Annotated in this window: 24 protein-coding genes and 1 pseudogene; 3 read left to right on the top strand and 22 right to left on the bottom strand. The window is 50.4% G+C overall.

Translation table 11 applies throughout. The features are described from left to right. Positions 1-9: 9 nt before the first annotated feature. From traW to traM, 17 genes are all read right to left on the bottom strand, one after another. Entirely contained in the window at positions 10-636 is a 627-nt protein-coding gene (gene traW, locus ROR01S_RS24585; protein ID WP_064343535.1) for a type-F conjugative transfer system protein TraW, read from the bottom strand. Further along, positions 633-1,025 (bottom strand): type-F conjugative transfer system protein TrbI, encoded by a 393-nt coding sequence (trbI, locus tag ROR01S_RS24580; protein ID WP_064343534.1) that lies wholly within the window; start codon positions 1,023-1,025, stop codon positions 633-635. The genes traW and trbI overlap by 4 nt, the downstream gene beginning before the upstream one ends. Then, positions 1,025-3,664, bottom strand: a complete 2,640-nt coding sequence (gene traC, locus ROR01S_RS24575; protein WP_064343533.1) for a type IV secretion system protein TraC — start codon at positions 3,662-3,664, stop codon at positions 1,025-1,027. Before traC ends, trbI begins: the two co-directional genes overlap by 1 nt. A 92-nt stretch (positions 3,665-3,756) precedes the next feature. Then, entirely contained in the window at positions 3,757-4,140 is a 384-nt protein-coding gene (locus ROR01S_RS24570; protein ID WP_064359955.1) for a hypothetical protein, read from the bottom strand. Between the two features lie 87 nt (positions 4,141-4,227). After that, positions 4,228-4,527: a hypothetical protein gene (locus tag ROR01S_RS24565; protein ID WP_053390308.1), complete on the bottom strand. Its 300-nt coding sequence runs from the start codon at positions 4,525-4,527 to the stop codon at positions 4,228-4,230. Next, positions 4,524-4,925, bottom strand: a complete 402-nt coding sequence (locus ROR01S_RS27645; protein WP_064343532.1) for a hypothetical protein — start codon at positions 4,923-4,925, stop codon at positions 4,524-4,526. The genes ROR01S_RS24565 and ROR01S_RS27645 overlap by 4 nt, the downstream gene beginning before the upstream one ends. A gap of 83 nt (positions 4,926-5,008) precedes the next feature. Next, entirely contained in the window at positions 5,009-5,197 is a 189-nt protein-coding gene (locus tag ROR01S_RS24555) for a hypothetical protein (protein ID WP_053390286.1), read from the bottom strand. 612 nt (positions 5,198-5,809) lie between these two features. After that, complete coding sequence (traV, locus tag ROR01S_RS24540) at positions 5,810-6,394, bottom strand: type IV conjugative transfer system lipoprotein TraV (RefSeq protein ID WP_064343530.1); 585 nt, start codon at positions 6,392-6,394, stop codon at positions 5,810-5,812. A gap of 33 nt (positions 6,395-6,427) precedes the next feature. Continuing rightward, entirely contained in the window at positions 6,428-6,862 is a 435-nt protein-coding gene (locus tag ROR01S_RS24535; protein ID WP_020322358.1) for a conjugal transfer protein TraP, read from the bottom strand. Then, complete coding sequence (gene traB, locus ROR01S_RS24530; RefSeq protein ID WP_053390199.1) at positions 6,855-8,276, bottom strand: F-type conjugal transfer pilus assembly protein TraB; 1,422 nt, start codon at positions 8,274-8,276, stop codon at positions 6,855-6,857. Before traB ends, ROR01S_RS24535 begins: the two co-directional genes overlap by 8 nt. Continuing rightward, positions 8,276-9,010, bottom strand: coding sequence for a type-F conjugative transfer system secretin TraK (gene traK / locus ROR01S_RS24525; RefSeq protein ID WP_064343528.1), 735 nt, complete (start codon positions 9,008-9,010; stop codon positions 8,276-8,278). The genes traB and traK overlap by 1 nt, the downstream gene beginning before the upstream one ends. Next, on the bottom strand, positions 8,997-9,563 hold the full coding sequence (gene traE / locus ROR01S_RS24520) for a type IV conjugative transfer system protein TraE (RefSeq protein ID WP_064359954.1): 567 nt from the start codon (positions 9,561-9,563) through the stop codon (positions 8,997-8,999). Before traE ends, traK begins: the two co-directional genes overlap by 14 nt. 15 nt (positions 9,564-9,578) lie before the next feature. Beyond that, positions 9,579-9,884, bottom strand: coding sequence for a type IV conjugative transfer system protein TraL (gene traL / locus ROR01S_RS24515; RefSeq protein ID WP_064343526.1), 306 nt, complete (start codon positions 9,882-9,884; stop codon positions 9,579-9,581). A 13-nt stretch (positions 9,885-9,897) separates the two neighbouring features. After that, complete coding sequence (gene traA / locus ROR01S_RS24510; RefSeq protein WP_064343525.1) at positions 9,898-10,266, bottom strand: type IV conjugative transfer system pilin TraA; 369 nt, start codon at positions 10,264-10,266, stop codon at positions 9,898-9,900. A 68-nt stretch (positions 10,267-10,334) separates the two neighbouring features. Then, positions 10,335-10,535: a TraY domain-containing protein gene (locus ROR01S_RS26680; protein ID WP_048289787.1), complete on the bottom strand. Its 201-nt coding sequence runs from the start codon at positions 10,533-10,535 to the stop codon at positions 10,335-10,337. A gap of 85 nt (positions 10,536-10,620) precedes the next feature. After that, complete coding sequence (locus ROR01S_RS27640; protein ID WP_223174962.1) at positions 10,621-11,322, bottom strand: hypothetical protein; 702 nt, start codon at positions 11,320-11,322, stop codon at positions 10,621-10,623. A gap of 237 nt (positions 11,323-11,559) precedes the next feature. Then, a complete protein-coding gene (traM, locus tag ROR01S_RS24500; protein WP_020805752.1) occupies positions 11,560-11,952 on the bottom strand; it encodes a conjugal transfer relaxosome DNA-binding protein TraM in 393 nt (130 codons plus the stop codon). 431 nt (positions 11,953-12,383) lie between these two features. Between traM and ROR01S_RS24495 the strand changes: the two genes are divergently transcribed. Next, on the top strand, positions 12,384-12,878 hold the full coding sequence (locus ROR01S_RS24495) for a transglycosylase SLT domain-containing protein (RefSeq protein ID WP_060415468.1): 495 nt from the start codon (positions 12,384-12,386) through the stop codon (positions 12,876-12,878). A 22-nt stretch (positions 12,879-12,900) separates the two neighbouring features. On the opposite strand, the gene ROR01S_RS24490 is transcribed toward ROR01S_RS24495, so the two are convergent. Further along, positions 12,901-13,443, bottom strand: a complete 543-nt coding sequence (locus ROR01S_RS24490; RefSeq protein ID WP_060415467.1) for an antirestriction protein — start codon at positions 13,441-13,443, stop codon at positions 12,901-12,903. Between ROR01S_RS24490 and ROR01S_RS27195 the strand changes: the two genes are divergently transcribed. Beyond that, complete coding sequence (locus tag ROR01S_RS27195) at positions 13,438-13,806, top strand: hypothetical protein (RefSeq protein WP_080848162.1); 369 nt, start codon at positions 13,438-13,440, stop codon at positions 13,804-13,806. The two genes, ROR01S_RS24490 and ROR01S_RS27195, sit on opposite strands and share 6 nt — an antisense overlap. 285 nt (positions 13,807-14,091) lie before the next feature. On the opposite strand, the gene ROR01S_RS24485 is transcribed toward ROR01S_RS27195, so the two are convergent. The 4 genes from ROR01S_RS24485 to ROR01S_RS24470 form a co-directional block, all read right to left on the bottom strand. Then, positions 14,092-14,925 (bottom strand): N-6 DNA methylase, encoded by an 834-nt coding sequence (locus ROR01S_RS24485; RefSeq protein ID WP_060415466.1) that lies wholly within the window; start codon positions 14,923-14,925, stop codon positions 14,092-14,094. Between the two features lie 46 nt (positions 14,926-14,971). Continuing rightward, positions 14,972-15,202 (bottom strand): CCDC81 family HU domain 1-containing protein, encoded by a 231-nt coding sequence (locus tag ROR01S_RS24480; protein ID WP_060415465.1) that lies wholly within the window; start codon positions 15,200-15,202, stop codon positions 14,972-14,974. 88 nt (positions 15,203-15,290) lie between these two features. Beyond that, positions 15,291-15,638: a hypothetical protein gene (locus ROR01S_RS24475; protein WP_064182675.1), complete on the bottom strand. Its 348-nt coding sequence runs from the start codon at positions 15,636-15,638 to the stop codon at positions 15,291-15,293. A 56-nt stretch (positions 15,639-15,694) separates the two neighbouring features. Next, a complete protein-coding gene (locus tag ROR01S_RS24470; protein WP_020804855.1) occupies positions 15,695-16,033 on the bottom strand; it encodes a hypothetical protein in 339 nt (112 codons plus the stop codon). Between the two features lie 287 nt (positions 16,034-16,320). Here ROR01S_RS24470 and ROR01S_RS27635 point away from each other — a divergent pair. Then, positions 16,321-16,429: pseudogene (locus ROR01S_RS27635) on the top strand (hypothetical protein); the annotation flags it as partial. Between the last annotated feature and the right edge of the window lie 141 nt (positions 16,430-16,570).

Raw genomic sequence — 16,570 nt, 5'->3', positions numbered from 1 at the left:
GAAACGTCCTTATTTAACAGGAAAGGTTTCGATATTCAGCCGCTCACCGGAGGGCGCCGGCGTAATACGCGCCGGCACACTGGTCAGGCCGAACCGTTTTGAAAGCACACCGTTCTGGTCAAAATAAATCCGGCTGTCCAGCGCAGCCGAGGTGTCAGGGACGCTGCCCCGGACCAGGATAATCTTGCTCATCAGCGTTTCCGGCACCTGGCGTTTCATCCAGGCTATCTGGTCAGGATCGTCGCCGTTGATAAAGTACAGGGTCTGCATAAAGGGCACGGTTTTCAGGGGATTGATGAGCTCGCCCTGGTGAGCAAACACCCGCCCTTCGTTATCCTTCAGGTCTTCCGTCAGGCGAATGCTGGGGTCAAACCAGCGTTGCGCATATTTCTCCGCTCTGTGCAGCCCCTCCACCGGGGCCGGGCGCTGGCTGTTCTCGATCACCCGCTGCTTAAACTCGCCCATTGTCTTATCCCACTGGCCGGATTGTTGCAGTCCCTGCAGCCGCTGCGTGATAAGTTCCAGCATGTCCTGCTCACGGACGGGCCATAAATCCCCCCAGGTTCCGAGGTCGGCGGCATAGGTCAATGGCGACAACAGACAACTGGCTAGGAGGTAACGACGAAGACGTATCATTCGCGGCCTCCTTTCATCCGGCGGGCGATGTCCGTCTGGATTGTCCGGGTCACATCGGGAGCGCCCTGAACCACCGCCGGCGAGACCAGGATGAGGACATGATGTTGTAGCTGGTAATCCGCCAGGCTCTGCTCCAGCGCACTGTTAAACCGCTCCGACAGCGCTTTGGACTGCGCCTCTGACAGCTGTTTCTGACTGACACTGTCCATAAAACTGTCGAGCGTTTTCTTCATATCAAAGGCCACCACCCGCGGCGTGGTGTACTCCAGTACCACCCGCGTGAGGAAGACGTTGGTCGCCAGCGTGAAGAGCACCAGGGCAACGATGACGGAAACCCGGCGGAAGGTTGAGGACGTCGTGCTTGTCTGTTTTTCTGTACTGTTTTCCATCAGGCTGTATTCCTTACGTTATCGCGTGCGATGCGGGCTTCCAGCTCAGCCATTTCCGCCGGGAAGTTAAGGCAGGCCAGCTCATACACCGCGTCATGAATATCGACACCCTCCTTCCGACGCGCCTGGATAAATTCAAAGTCCGCGCCTTTGGAGGAATACATGGCCCGGCTGAGCGGGTCGACGAACAGACGATGCCAGGAGCAGTTCGCTTCCACCTGCAGCATGAAAGAACTGAACCACTGCTCTTTTGCAGAGCCGAAACTGTTAATCATGTCCTGCTCCATCTTTGAGAACTGATCCGGATACAGCTGGTTATATTTGGCGAACTCTTTGGCTGACTGTTTGAGGATCGACTTGTACGAGGAGTTACCCCAGGCCGCCCGGGCTGCGGTGGATGCGGTGGGAGAATCGAAGTCGACTATATTCTGGGTGATGGTGATGTAGGCACCGGTATGCCGGCGCGCGGTCCGGTACCCTTTCTCAATAAACTGCCCCACTTTTTCGTTTTTGAAATCGAGCAGTTTCCAGCCTTCGTCAATGACGTTGAGCTTTTTCAGGCTCCGGGGGGACTGGTACATCCGGTTCTCGATATAGATAATCAGCGAGAACATGACGGCAATCAGCAGAGACGGGCGCGATTCAAGTCCCCCCAGTTCCAGCACCACCATCCGGGCGTCATCGCGCAGGGTGGGTTTGTCCGAGTTAAAGTACTCCCCGTAAATCCCGTTCACCGTGTACTGATCGAGGAGAATAATCATCTCGTCCAGGCGGCTGCGGATGGTCGGAGAGTCGGCATATTCCTCACTGTCTTTGGCGCTCTGCAGGAACGCCACCACATCATCGATGCGGGCATGCGTCCCTTTGCTCAGCCAGGCCGCCTGCACAGCCTGCAACAGCAGGCCTTCGTGGACCTCATCCAGGTTACCGTTCGGACTGGCCATCACTGACATCTGGTCACGGATACGTTCCGCGGAGAGGTCAAAGTGGGCATCATCGAGAATATTGGCGAACGGGTTAAACTTCAGCGAATCACCATCGAGGTAGACCCCGCCCATGTTTTCGCACAGGGACTTATAGCCATCCCCCATATCGAACACCCAGGCAAAACCGCCGGAGTCCAGCACGCTGCGGATCAGCGGCTGTATCAGCCCCGTTTTACCTGCCCCGGAGGTGCCGCAGACCGCCATATTGAAGTTGGTGTTATCCATGCCTTCATAAAAAAGGTCGATATACGCCAGCTGGTTGCGGTAGGTCGGCGCCAGCAGACCGGCCGGGGCCAGCGGGCTGTCGGCCACCACGGGCAGAAGATTGGCGACCTGGAACGTTTCGGCCCGTTTGACCACCCCGGCCGCCTGCAGCTCTCTGAACAGTCCCTCACCGGATTTGAAGGGCAACATGGCCAGAAAGTTACGCAGGTGATGGTAGCGGGCAGGGATCAGCTGGAAACCGCCTTTACGAAAACTGTTCAGCACCTGCTGTTCGGTGGTGAGTGAGGCTTCAACATTGTCCTGGGTATAGGTGGTGATATTGAAAAAATATGACACAAGGCTGGTCTGGTTGGTCGCCAGACGCTGGCGGATATCACCCCATTCTTTGACTTCTTTCTCCACTGACGGGAAGTATTTGGCGTAAGAGGTTTTGCTTTTCTTCTCCAGGTCCATGAACTTCAGGTTGGCTTCATTCTGGGTCTTCACCTGGTCTTCCACCATCAGTGTCAGTGTGATCACAAACGGACAGGAGATGGAGAGCTCAGGGCTCAGTAAATTGGCGTAGTTATCCGCACTGGTCCAGAGGAAGGCAATTTCCGGGTCACGTTCAAGGTGATAGCTGGTCACCCTGGTGACTGTCTCTTTCCCGTTGTGACCAAGACGACCGATCTTCAGGTGCCCGGCCGTGACCTTCATGTCAAAACTGTCTTCCACACACTGATAGTTGAGGTCCTGATACGGGTCCAGTTTATAGGGTTTGTGATACATCTCCCCCGGATCAGGATTAATCACTTCACGCATCAGTTCGACCAGCGCGGCACCGTCCATAACACGCGTGGGAATATAGGCGCCACCCAGTGAGGCGCGGATAATTTTGACCTGGTTCTCAAGCTCGACTATCTGTGCTTTGCTTTTCTTTTTTCTCGGGATACAGCAGGAAATAAAGACCCGATAGTTCCGCAGGGTCAGGGGTAAATCCATGCTTTCCGGCAAAGGGAAGCGGGTTTCTGCCGCGCGGAGATAATAGGCACGGGTAATGGCGTTGAACTTCTCCGCCTCCTTACCGCTCCAGCTAAATTCACGCAGCCCGTACTCAATGTCGTTCCCGACGAGCTTACTGGACACCAGATTAATAGTGAACGGCACGCCACGAGGGATTTTTGTCCGCAACAAATGCTCCAGTGTGCCGACAATATCCTTGTTTGCCCCCGGCAGGGGTCGGGCTTCCAGCATAAAGCCGATCGTTTTCGTGTTAATAAAAAGCCCTGTTTCAGAATCATAATCCTGATAGGGTAAAATCCGGCTGAACTGGGGGAAATTCATGCTGCCCAGCGTGTCATTCGCTTTCGCAGATTCATCAGGTAACTGTAGTGCCGACACAAGCGAGTTCACGGCCTGAGCGACGGTATCCATCAGGTTATTACGCATGTGAGCGTTCCTTAATGAGCGTTTAAATAATAAAAAAAGAGATGAAGCAGCAAACAACAGACATGTCAGACGCTGTATTTTTTATGGGATAACTAAGCATATCTAAAAGTGAGTACAGGGATGAACACTAACATCATCATCGAGGTGCCCAGTTGCCAGATAAAAATAACATCCGACAACAGTGTCCCCTGCCATAAACAGATAAGAAGCGAGATAATTAATGCAGCAACATGAAAAAGAATAACAGCCAAAAAGAGCACCCCTGAAAGCTCTCCGTCACTGACATCAACTCTTAAACAGGCAATATAAAACACCAGTAAGCTGCAGATAATAAACACACCGTCATGGCGTATACTCTGAATGAAATCTGGTGTGTACTCTCCAGCCAGTCCGTTGTAAGTCAATCTGACACCCAGATAGATGAGCCAGTACAACGCAGGAATAAGCAAAAAACCATACTTTTTAATCAAAGCCATAATTAAAAAACCTCATTAATAATTATTATGCCAACCGGGTAAATTCATTTATCGCCAGCCTTATGTAATTGCCACTGACGGATATATTCACCCCTCATCGGAGCGGGTTTTACTTAATACCTGAAGTTGCTTATTCCTCTCGTTACACTCTGAGGCTATTTTATTCGCTGAGCGAAGGGTTAACGGCTTCGGGTTATTACGAAGCACCATCCAAAAAGCCTCTCCCGCACAGGGTATTTCATGAGAAATATCCAGCAACTGTTCTTCGGTCGCTATTTTGTCACCTCTGTATTCCGAGTCATAAAGATAAAACAAAAAACCTGCAAAAATGATTATTACAGACAAACTAAGAACATGTTTAAACCAGCTCATCTCATCTGATTTCATTTATTTTTAGCCTTATACAATTGCCATTCAGAGATATAACGATAATATTTTTCGGACGGTACATTGATGATAACCCCGGCGCAATCCAGTCTATTCACAGGCTCTGAAAAGGCACCATCCCGAATGTTGACTTCCATCAGTTTGCATTCTGTGTGCCAGTGTTTACCTGCTTCCAGGTCATCCATTGATACCGTCATAATCAGGATGGGGAGTATCCCAGCCAGTCCCACCACGGCGGCCAGTGAGCTCCAGATAAAGGTGTTCCCAGCGTTAAAACGGCTTTGATACTTCTGTGGGATTGCACACATTGATGCTGCCAGGATGCCCCCCACAATAAAGAGCGCCAGAAATATTCCCGCTATCCATCCCAGATTGATACCATAGTAAAATGCGTTCATTTCAAGTTTCTCCTGGTATCGTTCGGTGGCTCACTGGCTTTGATTTCAATATTTTCATCTTTATGATGTTCAGCACCACGTCCTCAACGTTCCTCTTTGTACCAGAGCCTGACACAAACAAATCGATATTCTTTCACTATCGTTTCAATCGACATTATTGAAACCGTATTGTTTTCAATCCATTCATTCATATCAATAGTCGCTTGCTTTTCATCCTGAGAGATAAAGAATGTACTCTCTTTAAGACCAGTGAAATCTTTAAAGTTAATCATCCTGCATCACCTCTGATTTTTAGATTTGTTATACGCAGATACTGCCTGGTCGTATTTTCCCTTCACCACATTAACAACGACCCCGGAACAATCCAGTCGATTAATGTTACCAGTTAAAAAACCGGTAGGAATATCAACCTCCTTCAGAATGCAGTCAGCTGACCAGTATTTACCGTCCTTAATTAAATCGTCATTGCTGGGTTGTGTTAATTTAAAAAAAAACATTACACCCACCAACACAACCATAACCAAACAAAAGCAATTTATAATCCTGTCATCCCACATGTTTTTTATCACCTCTGCCTAATCATTTAACTGTCTAACCATTTAAATACCATAACCACGCCTGTAAACACCATAATTAAACAGACCCATATAATCGCCGTAAAATCAGATGTCTGACTTCCTTCTTTCACAGCACCGAGCACTGATAAAAAAATCAATCCACCAGGGACCATCAAAATAAGTGCTATAACCAGACAGATGGGTTTCAATTTACCTTTCAGCATAAAATATTTATGTACGCTACCGCCCATCCCTTTCAACGCACAGGGCACTCGTTTAAAGCCAGTAATAAAAAGAGATATACAGCGCCATTAACGGCGCTGTTGATTAGTTAATGCGGGGCTGGCCCCATGCCGATGGCTTAACCACAAATACAACCGTTGTGGGCTGGTGATAAACATCATCTGAATCTACATACGGCGCTATCCACAAAGACGTTGTCTCCTCCCCTTTTCTCAATGGCCGGGGATAATTACCTGGCAGCGTTGACGGTGACGAAAACGTTGACGCGACCACCGGTAAAGACATTTTTACTACCGGCAAAGACTGGCTCCGTTTCTCGGTTTCGAAATATGCTGCTTCATTCTTTGCCGTTGGATTATTTAGGTACACTGCACGTGCTCGATCTTTTTCCACGGCCACTCTGGCCCGGGTCAGGTTGGGCTGTGGCGGCAACGGGTACGAATTAACTGACGTTGTTCTGAAATTACCCTCAGCCAGTTGTGGCAACCCTGCCGCAGCCGGCTTTGCCGAAGCACTTTCCTCTTTTGCTTTCGCCTTTTCATTGGCCTGCTCCATCGTCATACAGGTATCCGATGTCGTGGCATTACATTCAAATTCCGTCTCTGTGCCCGCGCACCCGGTTAAAAGCAAAGCGCTGCCCAGAGGAATTAACAGTATTAATTCCTTCATATATTCACCTGTCCTCTGTTTATTTATTAAAAATTAATATCCCGTCACTCCGGTCCGGGGAGTACTCCCGATAACTATCGAGCCCCCCGTAAATACCATCGCCATCAGCAGCCAGAGCCAGAGAATATTTTTTGTGTAACCCTGGTCGATATGTGCTGCGTACCCTGTCGCATCCGTACTGACAGTCGTGCAGGCTTCCTGTAAAACCGGAGACAGCAGTGGCTTCACCGCATCACCATTAAGTGCTTCACGCGAAGCTGGCCCCGTGCAGTCGTGAATGACATATCCTTCGCGTTGCACCGATTCAATGGTCTTCACCAGCATCTGCCCGGGCGTGTTATGCCCAGTCCAGAACACAACGACAACCAGCAACATCATCATACCGAGCGGATACACCACCGCATACTGAACCAGCCAGTGAGTCCAGCGCAGCGTTGACAGAACGAGAGTGATGAGAGACTTAACCATTGTTTTCTCCCTGAGATGCAGCCCCTGGCGAGAACTCGCGCGGGTCAAGCTTGCCCAGTTTCTTCAGCATCTCATCGGTATTAAAACCATTGAGGTTCCCGCCGGATTGCTGTGACCTGCTCTCGGGTTGTTCAGGTTGTGCCTGGTTCTGCGCCTGTTGTTGCCCGTTCTTTTCCGCTTCCAGCTCTTCAATGGTTTTCAGCTGGAAACCGTCCTGGAACACCACCGTGACTTCGTTACCGGCACCAATCGGGATGACCGGGTGATACTGTTCAGCGCGTTTGATGTAATACTCACTCAGGGTCTGTGCGGCTTTGGATGCCCCGCCGCCAATCCCCATCTTAAGCACATCCCCGGCGCCAACGGATGCCGTTGCACCCAGGCCAACAGCAGGTTGCGAAGCCCGCTCCATGCCCTGACCAATCCCGTCAACAAAGCCTGCGCCCCAGGCCCAGCCGAGGATTTTGCCGTTACGCATCACCACCTCGCCTTTCACACCGTTCTTGCCCATAAATGAGACGTGACCGTTAATCGGCTGGTCGATGGTTTTATCCCCTTTGATGCAGCTGATATTGCGGGTCCGGACAATGGCGCGCTCACTGGAGACATCCCCCCAGGCTTCCAGGCCGACAAAGCAGCCGGTCAGGTCATAGGTTTTACTGTTCGGCATTTCCACCCGACCGATGATGCGTAACTGCATCGGTACGGTTGATTCATTCCCGGTCACGGAAGCATTCGCATCGGCGCCTTCGATCAGACTGCTTTTCGCAAAACTGCCTGACGGGATATACGGCAGCTCCCTGCCCTTTTTCCCTTTGTTGTAGATGAACGTTTTACGGTTGATCTGGTTCGGTACCGGTACAGACTGATAACTGACCTGCGGGGGTTGCACAGCACCGTTACCCGGATAGAAAGCGGTCGGCGGCGGTACCGCACCACCAGGCTGTGGCGGATAATTTGCCGGTTGCGGTTCACCTTCCGGCCCGGGTGCCGGAGAGGGAGGGGTCGGCGCCGGCTCTCCACCGGGAACGGATGGCCTGACGCCCAGCGTCCTCAGTTGCTCCTGCATCGCGGCATTCTCATTGCTGAGTTGCTCGATACGAACCTGATCGGCAGCACGGCCCTTACTCAGTATGTCCACTTCGCCCTGCAGTGCGCCAAAGCGCTTGTTCAGGTCCGCAGCAGTGGCCTGCATCTCCGTTGTCGCATGCTGCTCCACTTTGCTGTTGAAATTACTGTCAACCACGCCTGTCATATCCGGGGCAGGCTCTCCCTGCACGGGGGCCTCTTCTTCCGAACTCAGGTTCAGGTCAGAAAGATACATTCCCCCCCCGATGGCGCCCGCGCCACCGACCAGAATGAGGCCCAGCCACAGGTACTGCTTACGTTTGATGATCGTATTGAAGTTGGCCATCAGCGCCCCCCTTCAGAGGTGGTGATCCAGACCTGCATCCGGCCACCACCGGTCAGCTGACCAGCAGGACTGCTGAGCATGATGGCGCGGGTGCCGGGTTGCCAGAAATCGCTTTCGCGGATCATTCGGGGCGAAAAACTGATATTTTCGAGGCTGTAACGCACCACTTTCAGGTGATGCCCGGTCCAGACTTTTTCCGCTGTCGCACGAAGACCAGCGGGCACCTGCAGTGATTCCGATGTGACAGGAACAGCCTGGTATTCATCAGGGATCTGGCCCTGGCGAACAGCACGGTTCAGGGAAACCAGAATGCCTTCATACGGACTGGATTCTTCCCATGATTTAGCGGGACCCGGTGTCCCCACGAGCTCGGAGACCAGCTGGATAGTCCGGCCAACCCCGGCGCGTGGTACCGCCCGGATGGAAAAGTTCAGTCCGCGCTCGGTTTCCACAATAAACGTGAACGGTTTTTTGCTGACCGTGGCCAGAATGGCGCCACCGCTGTCGGTCTGCTCCTGGTTTGTCAGACCGCCGTCCAGACTGTTAATCGCGGTGATACGGTCACCGGGAACGGTGAAGAGGTTGGGGTCCGTGTTACTCACGGCGATGTTTGCCTGTCCGCCGTTCGCCAGGGGAACAACGGTCGGCGCCAGCGTACCGCTGAGGGTGGCCGATATCGCAGGTAGCGAAAAGAACAGGCAACCGGAGAGAAATAACGGGTTAATTTTTTTCATTATTTATTTCTCCAAAACGCGCCAGCCAGCTGACACCATCCACACGATTAAACTGCAGGACGTAACTTTTAATTTCACTGTAGGGGGCAGAATCCCCTATCCACGTTTTCAGTTCTCCGCGGATATCCACCCGATTTTCAGCCGGGTACGTACGGACAGACGTCATATAAAAAGAGGCATTCACATTGTTGTCTTTTATCCGCTTAGCATCTTCTGCCAGCTGGATTTTGAGGCTGTTCTGCGCCCCGGGAAAAACATACCGGAGCAGCTGGGCATGCTGGGCGTCGACCGTTTCCGGGGTGACATTCAGACGCAGCGCAATAAAACTCAGTCCTAACTGTTCAAGATAGGATGCGTCCGCCTGATTCTGAGAAACAGCGAAAGGTGCATTGAACAGCATGGGAGTCACAGCCACTTTCTGTTCGGTCTGCAGGCGGTAATTATTAATACCCTGAATAATATTCGTGGTCAGACTGAGGCCCAGGACTGTCCCCAGACAGATATAACCCAGCGCAATAACGCGCGTGGTATTGAGCCTGGCTCCATGTTCCATATGTTAATTCCCCGATTATTTAATCCACTGCCGGAAACAGGAGTCCGGAACATCATGAAAGAAGCCTTTAAGAAGGGAGGTTGGCAGATACCAGTAAATCAGGTCGCGTAGCCAGGAACTGCCCCGCCCTTTTTTCAGTTTCTTGATACCCCAGAAAACCAGTGCCGCTGCGGCCATACCAAATAAGAACTTACTGGTCCAGAAACCCCAGCCGAGACAAATCACGGCCGGGATAAGTTCATCAAGATATAAGCCAAACCAGCGGCTCTGGTTAGTCAGTGTTTCCGGGAAACGGTATTTCTTTAATTCGTCTCCCGTCATCACGTATTCCCTGTCAGTAACCGGCGACCGACATACCGATGGTAATAAAGGTCGAAATGATGGCGAAGCCGAACAGGAACTTCACATTTTTGGTCATCATGTACATGATGCCGCCTGCTACGACTTCAGCCAGAACCACCCACTTGACGACGCTGGAAGACTTACCGAACGTGCCTTTAACGGTAGAATCCCCGGATTTCATCAGGTCGGTTGCCGTGGTGGTGGCCATCGCAGCGTCCGGGAAGAACGCCGCCACAGCAGCAACCGGCAGCGCAACTTTAGCGACTTTCAGGGCTTTCTTTTTATTGAAAACGCGGGACAGAAAAGACGGTTTGGTTTCTTCAGAGACAGCAGTACCCTGAACACTTAATACAGCATTCATATTTATTCCCTTTAAAGAGAATGTATACGTTAGTAGAAAATCACATCTAAACCTTATTTTTTATATCTTTACCTTCCTTCCTCCTCGCTCTGTTCAGAAAAAATATAATTGGGGAAGCGTCTTAGATGATCTTTAAGTCGCATCGCCACTTCCGTTGACTTCGTTCTGCCACTACGGTTCTTTGCGCTAACTAAAAGTGCATGAGTGTCGTCATCAAGGTAAACGGAAACAATATTCTTATTTCCAGTGTTGGTATAACGCTTTGACACACAACTTCTCCGATTCGAGACCTTATAGACAAATCATTACACAGAAAGGCACAGGAAATAAAGGGGCTAAATAGCCCCAATTTATTTAACACTTCATTAACATTATATATTCGTAAACATTCTCAATGAAAAAATATATTTTCCTGGTCTTGTAACAATCCGATATAAATGAGTTAAAAGAAGGATAGATCTCCAGTACTTTCTCTTTCGAACGATCGATTCTTTTTTTCACAATTTTTTCAGACACACAGATATAACTTGATATATCCAAATAGCTAAAGCCAAGAACATAAAATGAAAGAGGAATTATATTCAAATCACTTATCTTTGAAATAGCCTCATCAAAATCTGAATTACCATTTGATTTGATAACCTCCATTTTCCGGCTGGGTAATGGAACCGTTATCAGAAGATTTATTTGCCAAAAAAAATAAAAATCATCATCCAAAAGACTGATACACTCAATCCGAATTTGAAAATTCGATTTTCCACACGAAAAAATTTTACTTAAAACACAGCCTTTACCTAGCACCATGCAATCAAGTTCTAATTGGGAAAACATCAACTCCAATTCATAAAACGTTCCAGAGAAACTACCTGCTACACATTCTGTTTTAAAAAAGTCATACATTTGTTCAAATGATGTGTTGGAATATAGTACATCACGTTGTTGGTTTCTTACGCAAACAGAGACAGGTGAGATGTTATACAACCCCTTTATGTGAAGAAGAGCATCCCTAACCGATTGACTTAAGCTGTCATCACTACTACGATCCATCGCACACATAGGTTCCTCCTTAGAAGGTTTCTATGGATAGTTGGTGTAGAGAGGGTTCGACTCTCTACACCAATGATTCTCAAATTTTCAATTACACCTAAATTATAAATCCCATTGAAAAGGATGTCATCTGATTAGCTTAGATCATTCTTCCAAATATTCACCAATAAGAAGAACAATAATTCATTCTACAATAAATAAGCCAGCCCAACCAATGATTACATTTATATTACGTAAAATCTTACGCTATTCATCCTCAATCTCACTTTCATTCGGAAAGAACTTCTCCATCACCGCACTAACATCGTCCCGTATGTTCTCTATTAACCCTGACCATTCCCACTTTGGATTGCCATTAACATGAGGACTTAGACACTCGATCCCCAGCACCTTATTTACAGTAAACTGAGTTTTAACCATGCTTTCTAGCAGTGCTCTATTGAATGCCATCTGATTAAATCCGGATTCTTTACGTTCCATCTGGGCTTCATAGACACGCAAACCAAGCTCAAGCAACATAGATGCAATACTTGAATAGCTTATATCTTTCTCTTTCGCACCTTCAGCACGACGCTGAACTGCTATCGCATTAATTTTTTCAGCAACATTGTCATTTACATAAACCTGGATCTTAGCCATAGTCCCTCACAATTATAATCTCGTATAATCCATAAAACCCTAAGAGCTAAAACTACGCATGTTGCGCGATTCACAATTAGAGTCACTATGATAGAAATGAAGATTCACTTCACGAATCACTATCCTTTTAGCCACGAATCTAATATAGATTCATGGCACTTGTAAATAAATGTTTTACAAAAAAATAGTCTCTACTGAATCTCATGCAATTCGTTAGTGAATCTATATAGATTCATAGCCGATTCGCATTAACACATTAAATAAATGTACTGCACATTATTTATTTCATAACTCACTGTTTCCAAATAGCAATCTGCAAAATTTTAATTTTGCGTAGTGTGTGGTGATTTTGTGGTGAGGAGTGCATATTTGTTGAGTCTGGTTCTGGTCTGGGTTAACGTATTTACAGGAATCGGCCCGGAGGGAGTCTTTTGAGAAAAAAACTGGCGTTTGCTGCCCTGTTATTAATATCCACGCCTGCATGGGCCACGGATTGTTTTGATATGGCGGGACGGGATTACCGGATTGATCCGGATCTGCTCCGGGCTATTTCGTGGCAGGAATCGAAGTGGGTGGTGAATGCCATCGGTAAAAATCCGGGAACAGGATACGGTGCCGGACTGATGCAGATCGATTCGCAGCACCATGCCCGGTTATCGGAGTTCGGTATTAAACCGGAACAACTTCTGACGGATGCCTGCCTGAATATTTATACCGGTGCGTATTATCTGGCGCTGGCGTTTAAGAAGTGGGGCGTCAGCTGGGAGGCGGTCGGTGCCTACAACGCCGGATTCCGCAGAACGGACAGGCAGGACATGCGACGACTGGCATATGCGAGAAAGATTGAGGCTGTCTACCGGGCCATCAAGGCAAATAAAAACACCGGACAATCCCGGGCTGTTAAAAACGAAAGACCTCATGAATGAGGTCTTTTTTTCAGGTGCATGATTAATCAATCGCCCGCCAGATTAAATGCTGTTCGGGATGATGAATAATGCTGATATAGTCTTTCAGAGCATCCTGACGGGAAACCAGATGTTTACAGACGCGGGCATATTCCGGCCCCATATCCGCCACCTGCCATGACAGCCAGTTCATTATCGTCAGCGTGGCAATAATCCCTGCTGCATCGGCGCTGACGTCACCGTCAAAATAATTGCCGGGGATGCGCATCCTGTAAGATCGTTTTCCTTCCGGTGCGATATACCCGGTCTGCGTGGTGATGAACTGAATGCGGCCCGGGGTAATATTCCCGCCGACACCCTGCGGAATAATCCAGTAAGACCAGAATCCGCCATTGTAATCCGAATGCTGGCGTAACCAGCTCGCCGCCATATTATCGGCTGACGGCGTAAAAAAGAGGGCCGGGATAAAATCCAGACGCTCATCGCCATCGGTGACGGCATAACGCAGATATCTGTCTGTTTTAAATTGTTCGTCTGATTCACGAGTGGCGGTGTTGACTTTGGTGTTGACGTTCATTGTGTGCATGCTGAATTTCTCCTTTGTGGTTTATTAAATCGTTCGACTTCATCACTGAGCGGCAAAGGGCAATTTGCAGCCGACGGGGAGAAAATAAAGGGGCGCGAAGCGTTTATACACCCCTTTATTTCCGCCACGGCGGATGCTAAAAGCCGCCCTCCGCGAAAAGATGATGTCGGGCGATATAGCGCGGGGCTGAGCATGTACACAACCCGGAACGTCAATTCGGTCTTTATCGAATTCACGTTCCGGTCATCTGAGTGGCGTGTATTTATCGCCACGGTGAAAGCGGCGCATCCTGATAAGGATGCAGCAAGCGCGATGTTGAATTTGCGTCAGGATGGAAGCCCGCTGCCCGGAGGTTTACCGTAGGGCCGGGCAGAGACAGCTTGCTGGCTCTGTTCACGACAGCCGTGTCCCTTCAGGGACGACGCCCGGACCAGTTTTTATTATTTTCAGTGCAAAGGATAAATACCAGAAGAGATAAACAGCAGGATGCCGGATGAAATATAACAGTGACAAATAAATAATAATGAAGAGAGAAACCCGCGATGGACTAATACGGGCGGCGCGTAGCGCAGCCGGTATTATCCGGCACCGCAGGTGCGCGGCCTTTTTTCCGCAGTCGGGCAGGTTATCCCCTGCCCTTCCGGTTATTTACGCAGCCTCCTGTATCCCGCGCATAAAGTCCCGCATCGCCCTGAACCGGGTCAGGTCAGCCAGCCGTTTTTCAAAGTCATTGAGGTAGTACACGGGGGTGTATCTTACCCGCCGGAACTGCATTGTCAGGGTGTTACCCGTGACCACTTCGGCGGCAATCCCCAGCAGAGACAGCTGGATGAAAGCCATATCTGCCGCCACCGGATCGATATCGATGCAGCTGCCGAACATGTGCATGGAAGGATTGATATCCGCTTCGAGCAGGCATTCGGCATATGCAATCAGCATCCCGGCGGCACCACAGGCCGGATCGCTGACCGTGGCTATCCCTTCCCGGCGGATAGTGTCCCTGACGCCCGGCATCAGCATCCGGGCCATCAGGCACTGGACCGAATAAGGGGTAAAGTACTGCCCGCGAAAGCTATCGCCCAGCTCAAGCTCCATGAAAATGGCGCCGAGGAAATCATGAAATTTCGCCTCCAGTGCGCATACCATCATGCAGAACATCTCCTGCATGTTCGCGATATCTGATGCCTCATAACGCGCACAAATTTTCCGGCAGTGCTCAATGCTTTCCGGTGCTCTTATCCGGGCCATATCCAGTTCACTGGCGGCCAGTGACAGAAAATCGCTGAACACCTCCCAGCGCCCCAGATGGCGGCCCGTGTCTTTAAACACGCGGATAAAGCGGCTCCGGCTGTGCTGCTCACTCATCATTCGCTGAACAGAAGGCACCACTTCCGCGACCTGCGCCCTGACCTGGATCACAGGGCTATTCTCAGCGGTTTCTCTGGCCATATTGAACACATCAGCAAAACTCAGCTGTGACATATAATTATCTCCGCTGTTGCCGCTCCCGAAGGAGCAGCTCACCTTATCAGTTACATGCGCGTTTAAGTTCAAGCGTGCGGAGTACCTGCCCGAAAGCGGTGTTGTTCATCGCCGGGATATGGACGCCGCGCCCCTTGCGAATGCTCCGGGCAATATGCCGTCCGAAGGCTTTGAGCGCCGGGTCAATCTCCCGCGCGGCGATGTCAGCCCGCAAAATGCGCTGGTGACGGCGGGGCTTTACAGCCTCAGTGGAAGGTGAAAGAATAGTTACGTTCATATGTACCTCGTAAGTTAATTTGAACAGCCGAAAAAATCGTTCCCGCGACTTTTACGGCGTGGATTAAGCAGGGTTTTCCCTGCTTTTTTCATTTCTGGAACAAGTTAAATCCCTCCTTAATGCGCGTTTTAATCTGCGCATGGCTCAGGTTGCACACATCCCGCAGCCGGAAATATCTGGCTCCGCAGCGGGCATAAATCTCTGTCACGTCACCGCAGACCATCTCCTGCAGCATGAACGTCTCCCAGACGCCGTTATCACTCGTTGACCAGTTGAGCGGGTACATCAGGCCCAGCGCGTCGTGGAAGGCGTGAACGTCGATTTCAGCGGGCGCTTTCACCGCCGCTTTCTGGCGACTCATCCAGTACTCGCGCTCGGCTTCGGCAGTGACCTGCATTCCCGGACGGGCTGAGGATTCAGTCAGGTGTAAGTGCATGGTTTTCTCCTTCGGGTTAAGGGATGGCAGCAACATGCCGCCACCCGTTTTTTTGTCTATTCGTTTTCCGCCAGTTCACTCATAAGCACATCGCGGGCTTCCTGCGCGTACCCTTCTTCAGCCAGCGTCAGGATGTAACCGCGTTTTGCCGCCGCGCCCATGAGCGCCGGGCGGTCTTTCAGCGGCAGCGCATCCAGATAATCCAGCGCATCGCCCAGCACGCGCGCCTGATACAGCTCGTAGTGCATCCCGCAGCAGCGCCCTGCTTCTTTCTCGATGCGCGCAAGCACCACATCGGCGCGGATAACATCGAACGGGTTAGCGGCGTGGATATTGCGCACAAAGCCATCAGTACGCAGAACGGACGATATGGAATGAACGATGCGGGTATTCATGAATGTTTTCCTTTTTTGACTTTAAGGTTTTAAAACCCTCACCCGTTGAGTTGCCGGGGCCGCGGTTTTGACGTTTTGCGGGGACCTGCTGCTCTGCTCCGCTGGTTGTTACCTTCACCCGTTTGAGAGCCGTTCGCCGCAAGGGCGTAAACGAGCACCGGCGATGGCAGATGTCCAGGGCGCGGTTTACCGCGTGTCATTTACCCTGGACGGCTGACAGCGACTGTGCTTGTCTCAGCCCCGGCGAATGGACTTAAAGGGGTGAAAAAACCAGGTAAGGAAAGAGCAGGAACCCGCCGCAACGTCGGAGAAGCGGCAGCGAAACGGCGTTGCCCCTTACAGCCCGGCGGCCGTTTGCCGGGATGCAGGGAGCGCAGGCCACGGCGCGTAAAAGGGCGGCGCATCCTGACAAGGATGCTGCAAGCCTGCCGTTGACGTCAGACATCAGACACTAGCGATAGCCCGAAACCGCCTGGCGGGTTCGGCGGAGCTTACCGCGTCATTTCGCGGTTAGCGGAGTGTGGCTCGACGACCGGA

Origin of the sequence: Klebsiella ornithinolytica NBRC 105727 = ATCC 31898, assembly GCF_001598295.1 — a bacterium.
GTDB classification, from domain to species: Bacteria; Pseudomonadota; Gammaproteobacteria; order Enterobacterales; family Enterobacteriaceae; genus Klebsiella; species Klebsiella ornithinolytica.
The sequence above is the reverse complement of the archived record's forward strand: the minus strand, read 5'-3'. Positions and strand labels throughout refer to the sequence as shown.